The 11,177-nt window shown below is 52.2% G+C and carries 11 protein-coding genes and 1 tRNA gene; 11 read left to right on the plus strand and 1 reads right to left on the minus strand.

From position 1 onward, the window contains the following. Positions 1–180: 180 nt before the first annotated feature. Positions 181–1,197 carry a UDP-glucose 4-epimerase GalE gene (gene galE / locus BOW51_RS03045; RefSeq protein ID WP_078476384.1) on the minus strand — a complete coding sequence of 339 codons (1,017 nt, stop codon included), beginning with the start codon at positions 1,195–1,197 and terminating at the stop codon, positions 181–183. Between the two features lie 146 nt (positions 1,198–1,343). On the opposite strand from galE, the gene BOW51_RS03050 reads away from it, so the two are divergent. The 11 genes from BOW51_RS03050 (at position 1,344) to BOW51_RS03100 (ending at position 11,056) form a co-directional block, all read left to right on the plus strand. Continuing rightward, on the plus strand, positions 1,344–2,465 hold the full coding sequence (locus BOW51_RS03050) for a nucleotidyltransferase domain-containing protein (RefSeq protein ID WP_078476385.1): 1,122 nt from the start codon (positions 1,344–1,346) through the stop codon (positions 2,463–2,465). A gap of 205 nt (positions 2,466–2,670) precedes the next feature. Then, entirely contained in the window at positions 2,671–4,584 is a 1,914-nt protein-coding gene (thrS, locus tag BOW51_RS03055; protein WP_078476386.1) for a threonine--tRNA ligase, read from the plus strand. Between the two features lie 65 nt (positions 4,585–4,649). After that, positions 4,650–5,171: a translation initiation factor IF-3 gene (gene infC / locus BOW51_RS03060; RefSeq protein WP_370738149.1), complete on the plus strand. Its 522-nt coding sequence runs from the start codon at positions 4,650–4,652 to the stop codon at positions 5,169–5,171. Between the two features lie 101 nt (positions 5,172–5,272). After that, positions 5,273–5,470: a 50S ribosomal protein L35 gene (gene rpmI, locus BOW51_RS03065; RefSeq protein WP_043115452.1), complete on the plus strand. Its 198-nt coding sequence runs from the start codon at positions 5,273–5,275 to the stop codon at positions 5,468–5,470. Between the two features lie 17 nt (positions 5,471–5,487). Then, entirely contained in the window at positions 5,488–5,844 is a 357-nt protein-coding gene (gene rplT / locus BOW51_RS03070; protein WP_043115454.1) for a 50S ribosomal protein L20, read from the plus strand. Between the two features lie 194 nt (positions 5,845–6,038). Then, entirely contained in the window at positions 6,039–7,058 is a 1,020-nt protein-coding gene (pheS, locus tag BOW51_RS03075; protein ID WP_078476387.1) for a phenylalanine--tRNA ligase subunit alpha, read from the plus strand. 43 nt (positions 7,059–7,101) lie between these two features. Next, a complete protein-coding gene (pheT, locus tag BOW51_RS03080) occupies positions 7,102–9,483 on the plus strand; it encodes a phenylalanine--tRNA ligase subunit beta (RefSeq protein WP_078476388.1) in 2,382 nt (793 codons plus the stop codon). Between the two features lie 6 nt (positions 9,484–9,489). After that, positions 9,490–9,786 (plus strand): integration host factor subunit alpha, encoded by a 297-nt coding sequence (gene ihfA / locus BOW51_RS03085; protein WP_078476389.1) that lies wholly within the window; start codon positions 9,490–9,492, stop codon positions 9,784–9,786. After that, positions 9,770–10,129 carry a MerR family transcriptional regulator gene (locus BOW51_RS03090; RefSeq protein WP_043115460.1) on the plus strand — a complete coding sequence of 120 codons (360 nt, stop codon included), beginning with the start codon at positions 9,770–9,772 and terminating at the stop codon, positions 10,127–10,129. The genes ihfA and BOW51_RS03090 overlap by 17 nt, the downstream gene beginning before the upstream one ends. A gap of 75 nt (positions 10,130–10,204) precedes the next feature. Continuing rightward, positions 10,205–10,281, plus strand: a tRNA-Pro gene (locus BOW51_RS03095). A 196-nt stretch (positions 10,282–10,477) separates the two neighbouring features. Continuing rightward, positions 10,478–11,056: a hypothetical protein gene (locus BOW51_RS03100; protein WP_078476390.1), complete on the plus strand. Its 579-nt coding sequence runs from the start codon at positions 10,478–10,480 to the stop codon at positions 11,054–11,056. Positions 11,057–11,177 lie beyond the last annotated feature (121 nt).

An 11,177-nucleotide genomic window follows, 5' to 3' on the forward strand; every position in this document is an offset into this window, starting at 1 on the left:
CAGGGCGTCCGGGGCAATAAAGGCTGTCGAAGATCGAGTGTAAAAGGGCGACTTGGATGTCCCGTTTTACATCACGAGATCAAAGACACGCTTGTGATACAAAATACCCCTTGATTGAGTAAAAAATGAAACCCGCAAACGCGGGTTTCATTTTGTCCCTTCTGCATCTATTAGGGGGTTCTATTCACCTGAGTAACCCTGTGGATTCTGTGACTGCCAACGCCATGTATCACGGCACATGGCATCAACATCCAGCTCCGCACTCCAATTGAGCAGCCTGCTGGCCTTGGATGCATCCGCATAGACGCTGACCAGATCACCTGCGCGTCTCTCGACAAGCTCAAGCGGGATCACCTGTTGAGATGACTGTTCGAATGTCTTTACCAGTTCCAGCACCGTGAGTCCCTTGCCTGTGCCGATATTGATCGCATCAAAACTGTTGCATTGCTCGAGGTAATCGAGAGCGGCAACATGTGCACGGGCTAGATCCATAACGTGAATGTAGTCACGCTCACCGGTTCCGTCACGCTTATCATAATCACTGCCGAATACCTTGAGCTGTGGCAACCTGCCAACCGCTGTCTGTGCAATACATGGCATCAGGTTGTTGGGTATACCCTGGGGGTCTTCACCAATCTCTCCCGAGGTGTGCGCACCGACAGGATTAAAATAACGCAGCGAGATGGCAGCCGTTCCTGGTGCTGATTTGCACCAGTCACCGAGTATCTCTTCAACCATCAGTTTGCTGCTTCCATAAGGATTAACAGCCTTTACAGGGTGCTTTTCATCATAAGGGAGGTATTGAGGTGCACCATAGACAGTTGCTGACGAGGAGAAAATGAAGTTATGGCCAGCGGCCTTGTCCATTGCCAGCAGCAGGGAAATGCTGCCGTCGACGTTATTACTGTAATAGCGCAGCGGTTGTTCGACACTTTCACCGACGGCCTTGAGGCCAGCGAAGTGAATCACGGCCTGTGGTTGAAACTCAAGCATCGCTTCTGTCAGCTGTTCGGTGTCGCGAATATCAATCTGCAGTGACTCAAAATCACGTCCGGCCAGTTTTCTGACACGCTGCAAGGCAATCGGTGAACTATTGCTGTAGTTGTCCACCACGAGTACATCGTGTCCGCAGCCCAGCAGTTCCAGCAGGGTATGTGTGCCGATGTAGCCGGCGCCGCCTGTGACAAGTACCTTCATGAAGCAGGGTTTCCCGTGAGAAGATGAATCTGTTAATTTGATTTTAGGAGCCTCTGATCGGCAATCTCTGCATCCAAACTTAATCAGAGGCACCTTTAATACCAACTGAAGGGTACCCACTCTGATATGAAAAGGAAAGCGAACGCATGGAGATAGAGAGTCTCCTCAAATCAGCCTGTCGGGGTCAACCTGTAGAGCTGCCAACAGGTGTGGAGGGTATTTCAACTGAACTCTTTGAGGAGGCAAGGCATCAGGGTGTTGCCTCACTGTTGTGGCACCTCCATTCCCGCTCGGATGTGCTGGCAGGTTGGCCAGCTGATCTTCTCGACAAGCTGAAACAACAGGCACGCCAGGAAGCTGCAACGGAGATGATTCGCGAGGCAGAGGTGCAGGTCATATTGGAGGCTTTGCAGGAGAAGGGAGTCGATCTGTTGCTGATTAAGGGCACACCGCTTTCAGCACTGCATTACCCGGCTGCGGGCCTGCGCCCCCGTTGTGATACTGATCTCCTGGTTGCTGAAGGCGATGATCACCGGGCAGCGGAAGTCTTCAAGGCACATGGCTACAGCTCATTTTTCGAAAATGCAGGTGATTATCTCAATTCACAGCGCTCTTTCCGGCGTATTGATGAGAGCGGCTTTACCCATGCGTTTGATATGCATCGCCAGATCAGTAATGCGAGCATCACTTTCAGCCAGCGTATGGGTTTTGATCAACTCGATCGCAGGTCGGTCAGAGTGCCATCGCTGGGAGCTGCAGCGAAAACGCTTTCGCATGTGGATGCCTTGCTGCTTGCCTGTATGCATCGTGCCGGTCATTTTGCAGAGATGGGTGAGCGCCTTATCTGGCTCTACGATATCCACTTGTTAACAGAAACGCTGTCGCCGGCAGAGTTTGATGTGCTGGTTGAGCGTGCCGGTGAATTGGAGATGCGTGGTTTGTGTGCCGATGCATTGAATGCTTCGCACGACTGGTTCGCGACACGCATTCCGGAGGGGGCAACAGATATATTACAGCAGGGTGCTGACAATGAGGCCTCGCTAGCATTGCTGACATCCGGTCGTGCATCACGTATCAGGCATACGTTGTTAATGGATCTGCAGCAGATAAGCAGCTGGCGGGAACGGGGAAGACTGCTGCTGCAACGACTCTTTCCTCCCGCCGATTACATGATGTGGCGTTATCAGTTCAGGTTCAGTTGGCTGTTGCCTTTCTATTACATCTACAGAGTATTGCAGGGGTTTTGGTTATTGGTCTTTAGTCGTTAGTCGTCATGCCGGCCTTGAGCCGGTATCCGTGAATGCGTGCACTCTTGTGGATGGACCCCGGATCAAGCCCGGGGTGACGATTATTTCACCTTTTATCTTGCATCTTTCACCTTGTACCTCACACCTCCGACCTGTAAAATGCCGCGCCTTACTATCGATTAATCATGTGACCTCTCGTATGGGCCACCACTGAACGGAGCATCTCATGCCGCAGATTACCCTTCCTGACGGAACTTCACGCCAATTTGATCAAGCTGTTACTGTCGCCGATATCGCCGCATCGATTGGCGAGGGACTGGCCCGTGCAACACTTGCCGGACGCGTTGATGGCACCCTGGTTGATTCCTCTTACCTGATAGAAGAGGATGCCGAGGTTGCGATTGTCACCAGTCGTGACGAAGAGGACGCACTCGAGCTGATTCGCCACGATGCAGCACATGTCATGGCCCAGGCCGTACAGGAGCTGTTTCCCGGCACCCAGGTCACCATTGGCCCGGCCATCGATAACGGCTTCTATTACGACTTCTCACGTGAAGAGGCGTTCACGCCTGATGATATGCAGAAAATCGAGGATCGCATGCGCGAAATTGTCGGCCGTAAACTGCCGATCGAACGCGAAGTGTGGGACCGTAACGAGGCAATCGAGCTTTTCAAGGGGATTGGCGAGCATTACAAGGTTGAGCTGATCGAGGCGATTCCCGAGGGCGAAGAGGTGTCTATCTACCGCCAGGGCGACTGGTTCGACGTCTGCCGTGGCCCGCACCTGCCCAACACCGGCAAGCTGCCCAAGGGTTTCAAACTGATGAAACTGGCCGGAGCCTACTGGCGCGGCAACAGTGATAACGAGATGCTGCAGCGTATCTACGGTACTGCATGGCGCGACAAGAAAGAGCTCAAGGCCTACCTCAACCGTCTTGAAGAGGCGGAGAAGCGTGACCATCGCAAGATCGGCAAGACGCAGAATCTCTTCCATACACAGGAAGAGGCGCCCGGCATGGTGTTTTGGCACGACAAGGGCTGGAGCGTCTACCTGACAGTGCAGCAGTATATTCGTGACAAGCTGCACAATCATGGTTATCAGGAAGTGCATACGCCGCAGGTCATCGACCGCAGTTTGTGGGAGAAGTCAGGTCACTGGGACAAGTTTGGTGACATGATTTTCACGACACATTCGGAAAACCGCGACTACGCGATCAAGCCGATGAACTGCCCGGCACATATCCAGATTTACAACCATGGTCTGAAAAGCTACCGCGATCTGCCGTTGCGTCTTGCAGAATTTGGCTCATGCCACCGTAACGAGCCTTCCGGCACACTGCACGGACTGATGCGTGTGCGTAACTTTGTTCAGGATGACGCGCACATCTTCTGTACAGAGGAGCAGATTCTCTCCGAGGTACTGGCATTCAATGATCTGCTCTTCGAGGTTTACAAGGATTTCGGCTTCGACGATGTACTGATCAAGCTTTCCACGCGTCCGGAAAAACGTGTCGGTTCAGACGAGACCTGGGACAAGGCAGAAAAATCCCTGCAGGAAGCGCTAGATTCGTGCGGCATCGAATATGAATTACAGCCGGGCGAGGGTGCCTTCTACGGACCAAAAATCGAGTATTCGCTGCGCGACTGCCTCGAACGTGTCTGGCAGTTGGGTACTATTCAGCTCGATTTCTCGATGCCTGAACGCCTTGGAGCCACCTACGTGGCCGAGGATAATACCAAGCAGACACCGGTGATGTTGCACCGCGCGATCCTCGGATCACTCGAGCGTTTTATCGGAATTCTGATCGAACACTACGCCGGCGCAATGCCGTTCTGGCTCGCTCCGACACAGGCCGTTATTGCCAATATCACGGACAAACAGGCCGAATATGCAAAAAAAGTGGCAAAAAGTTTGTCAAATCAGGGGTTCCGTGTCGAAACGGACTTGAGAAATGAGAAGATCGGCTTTAAAATCCGCGAGCACACATTGCAACGTGTTCCCTATCTCCTGGTCATTGGTGATCGCGAGATGGAAAGTGGCGCTGTTGCCGTGCGTACGCGAAGCGGGGAAGACCTCGGCTCGATGCCGGTAGATGAGGTCGCCAGGCTCTTCAGTGAGACAGTCGCGTCGCACCAGTGAAATAATACCGGAAAGCACCGCCCGGACGGTGCTTCCGCTTTTTTTAATTTGTGAGGATTTCTGCAATCGCCAGACAAGATAAACGTAATCGTTTGAATGATGATATTACCGCAGTCGAAGTTCGACTGATCTCTTCAGAGAGTGAGCAGCTGGGCATCGTTTCTATCGATGATGCGAAGAGACAGGCAAAGGAAGCAACGCTCGACCTGGTCGAGATTCAGCCGAATGCGGAACCACCCGTGTGCCGCATCATGGATTACGGCAAGCATGTCTTCGAACAGAAGAAGCAGCAGCAGGCAGCAAAGAAGAAACAGAAGATTGTTCACGTCAAGGAGATCAAGTTTCGTCCTGCGACTGACGAGGGCGATTACAAGATCAAGTTACGCAACCTGATCAAGTTTCTCGAAGCGGGAGACAAGGCGAAGATCACCATGCGTTTCCGTGGTCGTGAGCACGCGCACCGTGAACTCGGTTTCGAGTTTCTGCAGCGTGTAGAGAAAGATCTTGATGAGATCGCAGTTGTCGAGCAGAAGCCGGCAATGGAAGGACGCCAGATGGTTATGGTCATGGCGCCGCGCAAGAAGTAGCGCAACACAACAGTTTTTTACAGGCTCCCGGGTGACAGGCATTACCTCAGGGAGCTGTTTAAGTAACCAGGGGATTATGTCCCCCTTATTGGAGAACGAAAATGCCAAAAATCAAAACCAATCGCGGCGCTGCAAAGCGATTCCGCAAGACTGGCTCTGGAGCGTTCAAACGCGCCCAGTCCCACCGTCGTCATATTTTGACCAAGAAGAGCACCAAGCGTAAACGCCACCTGCGCGCTGCAGCGACCCTGCATCATGCGGATGTAGCAGTAGCACGCCGTATGCTCCCTTACGTCTGATTCCGGAGGACTGAACAATGCCAAGAGTAAAACGTGGTGTAACGGCTCACGCCAAGCACAAAAAAGTTCTTAAGTCTGCGAAGGGTTACTACGGTGCCCGTCGCAAGATCTATCGTGTCGCCAAGCAGGCAGTCATCAAGGCAGGCCAGTACGCCTACCGTGACCGTCGCCAGAAGAAGCGTCAGTTTCGTGCGCTTTGGATTGCACGTATCAATGCTGAAGCGCGCAACAATGACATCTCCTACAGCCGCCTGATGGACGGTCTGAACAAGGCTGGTGTTGAAGTTGATCGCAAGATGCTGGCTGACCTGGCTGTCCACGACAAGGCTGCATTTAGCGCCGTGGTTAACCAGGCCAAGGCAGCTCTCAACTAAATTTTTGAGGCTCTTTTTCCCCGGAGCTGCGTCAGAAGCCTTTTCAGAATGCTCATTTACGAATAAGTAAACTGCGCTTCTTCATACGGCTTCTTCCTTGCTCCGGAAAAAAATCGGACTCAAAAATGAAATAGAAAAAAGGGAGTGGACCTTGACGGTCTCGCTCCCTTTTTTGCTTTAAGGAAACGTAAACCATGTCATCAGAACTGGAACAACTTCTTGAAACTGCAATCGCAGCTGTCGCAGAAGCGACGGACCTGCAGGCGCTGGATGCTGTACGTGTCGCTTATCTCGGTAAGAGCGGAGCTTTTACCGAGCAGCTCAAGCAGTTGGGAAAACTGCCTAAAGAGGAACGCCCCGCTGCCGGCCAGGTAATCAACCAGGCCAAGCAGGCGTTGCAGCAGAAAATCCAGGAGAAGAAAGAACAACTGGAGACGGCTGGTCTGCAACAGCGCCTTGAGCAGGAGCGTATAGACGTAACCCTGCCTGGTCGTGGACAGGGCAGTGGCGGTTTGCATCCTGTCAGCCGCACCATGCGGCGCATCGAGACACTGTTTCGCAGTGCCGGTTTTGATGTTGCCGAGGGGCCGGAGATCGAGGACGACTTCCATAACTTTGAAGCACTCAATATCCCAGAGCATCATCCTGCGCGTGCCATGCATGACACCTTCTATTTTGATGAGCACCTGCTGCTGCGCACGCACACCTCGCCGGTACAGATTCGCACCATGGAGAATGCCGAGCCGCCGCTGCGCGTGATTGCACCCGGACGTGTTTACCGTTGCGATTCCGACCTGACGCATACGCCGATGTTTCACCAGGTTGAAGGTTTCGTGGTCGACAAGAACGTCACCTTTGCTGATCTCAAGGGCATACTGCACGACTTCCTGGTGAACTTCTTCGAGGCTGAACTGGAGGTGCGTTTCCGTCCCTCCTATTTCCCTTTTACAGAACCTTCGGCCGAGGCGGATATCGAGTGTGTTATCTGTGGCGGTGAAGGCTGCCGCGTGTGCAGCCACACAGGCTGGCTCGAAGTGCTGGGTTGCGGAATGATTCATCCTGAAGTGTTCCGTCACGTCGGTATCGACAACGAGGAATTTACCGGTTACGCCTTCGGTATGGGAGTTGAACGACTCACCATGCTGCGTTACGGCGTCAATGATCTGCGTCTCTTTTTCGACAATGATCTGCGTTTTCTCGGGCAGTTTGCCTGAGTACCCGCCAACCAATAATGACAATTGAACAGAGAAGATAAGAATGCGATTCAGTGAATCCTGGTTACGTGAGTGGGTCAATCCTGCTGTAGATACTGAGACACTTTCTCACCAGTTGAGCATGGCGGGTCTGGAAGTCGACAGCGTTACACCGGCGGCACCTGACTTTAACGGCGTTGTCGTTGGTCTTGTGACAGCGCTGGAACAGCATCCTGATGCCGGCAAGCTGCGTGTTGCACAAGTTGACATCAACGGCGACGAGTTGCTGCAGATAGTCTGTGGTGCAAAAAACGTTGCCGAGGGCATGCGTGTTCCGGTTGCTACAGTCGGCGCCGTGTTGCCTGGTGATTTCAAAATCAAGAAGGCCAAGCTCAGGGGTGTGCAGTCACTTGGCATGATCTGTTCTGCATCCGAACTGGGGCTTGCAGATTCGTCAGACGGCATTATGCCACTGCCTGCAGATGCGCCACTGGGAGCTGATTTTCGTGAATACCTGGATCTTGACGACACCTGCATCGAGGTTGACCTGACACCAGACCGGGCTGATTGTTTCGGACTGATCGGCATCGCACGTGACGTCTCGGCAATTCACAGTTGTGAATTTGTTGATGCTGCAGGTGATCATGTCACCGAAGCGCAGATCGATGATGTGATTTCTGTGGAACTGCAAGCGGTAGACGCCTGTCCATGTTACCTGGGACGTGTCATCAAGGGTATCGATGCAACGGCTGAAACACCCCTGTGGATGCAGGAGCGCCTGCGCCGTGGTGAGATTCGTTCACTTGGTCCGGTTATCGACGTGACCAATTATGTCCTGCTTGAGCTGGGTCAGCCGATGCACGGTTTTGATCTCGACAAGCTCTCGGGCGGTATTCATGTACGTATGGCAGAGCAGGGCGAGGAGCTGGCTCTGCTCGACGGTGATAGCGTCACCCTGCGAAACGACACCCTGGTGATTGCCGATGACAAGCAGGCACTTGCGATGGCAGGCATCATGGGCGGTGAGTCGAGTGCCGTTACAGATGACACCAACAACATACTGCTTGAGGCGGCATTTTTTAATCCGCTGGCCATTTCCGGCAAGTCACGTTTCTACGGCAAGCATACTGATTCATCGCACCGCTTTGAGCGTGGTGTTGATCCACAGTTGCAACGTCGCGCAATCGAACGCGCAACAGAACTGCTGCTTGATATATGTGGTGGCCAGCCCGGGCCGGTAATAGAAGAGACAGCAGAAGGATTTGATAAGCCAGCTGCTGCCATACAGCTGCGTAGCTCACGCGTTGAACGCTTGCTGGGTGTTTCTGTTGACGCCGAGTCTATCGCAGAGATCCTCACTCATCTCGGTATGCAGCTCGAGGCAAATAGCGAAGGCTGGATGGTCATGCCGCCAAGCTGGCGTTTTGATATTTCCATCGAGGCTGACCTGATCGAGGAGATAGGGCGCATTTACGGTTATGACAACATTCCGTCGCGCCGTGGCCAGATGTCTGCAGCGATGGCACTCGAGCCTGAAGCTAACTATGCACTCGATGAGGCGAAGGCACTGCTGGTGGCACGTGATTACCAAGAGGTGATCTCTTACAGCTTTATCGACGAGGAGAAGGCGAGCACGCTTGATCCGGATGGTGAGCGTATCCTGCTTGCTAATCCGATCTCGGCAGATATGTCGACCATGCGCCCGACACTCTGGGGCGGCCTGCTAGCCGCCGCTGCGTACAACAAGGCGCGTCAGCAGGAGCGTATACGTATATTCGAGACTGGCTTGAGGTTTCTTAAGCAAGATGATGAAATTAAACAGGATAAGTGCCTGTCCGGACTCGTCAATGGGGCCATTTCTGACGAGCAGTGGGGTGATGCCAGTCGTGTTGCCGATTTCTATGACATCAAGGCAGATGTAGAGGCCTTGCTTGATGTCGCCGGTGCAGGTGATGAGTTCTTCTTTGTAGCGGGTAGTCATCCTGCTTTGCACCCGGGGCAGACCGCGCGAATCGAGAGAGATGGTGAACTGGTCGGCTGGATTGGATTATTACACCCACAACTCGAAAAAGCGTTTGATATGTCAGGTAAAACCTGGCTATTCGAGCTTAACCTGGAAGTGCTGCAGCAGGGCAGTATCCCGGAATTTGAGCCATTGACAAAGTTCCCTTCGATTCGTCGTGATTTTGCCATTGTCGTAGATGCCAGTGTGAGTTGGGCGGACATTCAGGCAGAGATCAGAAAGAGTTCCCCTGAAATAGTCCGTGAAATTCTTCTGTTTGATGTCTATACTGGAGAAAACGTCGAATCAGGCACAAAAAGTCTTGCTTTAGCGCTGATTTTACAGGATTATTCTAAAACATTGACCTTAGATGAGGTTCAGAGCGCAACCGAGCAGGTACTCGAAGCACTCGAATCTCGATTCGCAGCAAAATTGAGGGATTAACAACCTATGGCACTGACAAAAGCAAACCTGGCTGAAAATCTGTTTGATGAACTCGGGCTAAACAAGCGTGAAGCGAAAGAGCTTGTCGATCTGTTTTTTGAAGAGGTGCGCGGTGCACTGGAGCAGGGAGAGCAGGTAAAACTGTCCGGCTTTGGTAATTTTGACTTACGCGAGAAACGTCAGCGCCCCGGGCGCAACCCAAAAACCGGTGAAGAGATTCCAATTACCCCAAGGCGAGTGGTGACATTCCGCCCGGGGCAGAAACTCAAGACAAGGGTAGAAGGTTATGTTGGACGCGAGTGAAGCACATATCGAATTGCCTGCGATTCCAGGCAAACGCTATTTCACAATCGGCGAAGTGAGTGAACTCTGCGCAGTCAAGCCGCACGTGCTGCGCTACTGGGAGCAGGAATTCCCTCAACTTAAGCCGGTCAAGCGACGTGGCAACCGTCGTTACTATCAGCGCCACGATGTGCTGATGATTCGCCAGATCCGGAGCCTGCTGTACGAACAGGGCTATACGATCGGTGGTGCACGTGGACAGCTCTCCGGTGAGAGTGCCAAGCAGGACACGAGCCAGAGTCACCAGTTGATCAAGCAGTTGCGCATGGAGCTCGAAGAGGTTCAGCAGCTTCTCAAGCGTTAATTCATTGACAACACGGCAGCCTGAAAGTAGGATGCCGCTTCTCCAACGAGTATCTCTCTCGTCGGTACCAGATTTCGGGGTGTAGCGCAGCCTGGTAGCGCACCGCAATGGGGTTGCGGGGGTCGGAAGTTCGAGTCTTCTCACCCCGACCAATAAATATGAGGGCTTACGTTAATTCGTAAGCCCTTTTGTTTTGCCTGAAATCCACTGGTAATCCCAAAAATAGCCCATTAGCAGGCATTCGCCAACCTGTTCAATTACCCTTAAATTGAATTCGATCATTCTTAAATTGATATTTAAGCCTAGACTTACTATTAGAGATATGGCATTTCAGGTGAGGTCAGATAAATGTACAAATCACTCGTAAAATTTGCTTGCGTGATGCTGGCTACGGCGATCTTAATACCGACAAATCTGAATGGAGGCATGCTCAGTGATCTGAGGCCTAAAACCTCAAAAACGAAATCCGGGATGTCTGGTCAAGCAGCTTCAAAAGCAAGCCATGTGATAGTCGATCAAAGTGAGAAGGGGTTTATTGTTTTTACTGGAGTCCCGCAAGAGACCGACAAAGCTATGTTAAAAGAATACCGAGCAAAAGCATCAAAACTCGACAAGGTAGTAATCGTTTCGTGGCAACAGTTTCTTGACAATATTCAGAAGTACTTTCTCGCAACGGTTTTGAGAAACGATTATCCAAAAAGTAAAGTTGTTGATGGACTGATTTGCCTGGTTGGCAAGCAGCCAGCTGCGCCATGTGGGCTTACATGGAATGGTGGGATTGCACTGACAAGGATGGACTATAACCACGTCAGAAAGACTTACCAGACATACAAAGCTGATCCTGATAAATATAAGCCAATCAGAAATCCCAAGGCGGATCCGGTAAACCCCAAGGGGCATCTCCCTTACTTTGGGTGTGACGCTTAGGGAGCGTAGACGGTTAGCAAGTCGTATGTGCTCTATTATTGATTAAGCCAGGCAACATTGGATCAATGGGGTCAGGATCAATGGGGTCAGACACGATTGATTCCGGGGTCGGAAGAGCCTG

The sequence above is a fragment of the Solemya elarraichensis gill symbiont genome, from assembly GCF_002021095.1.
GTDB lineage: Bacteria > Pseudomonadota > Gammaproteobacteria > Chromatiales > Chromatiaceae.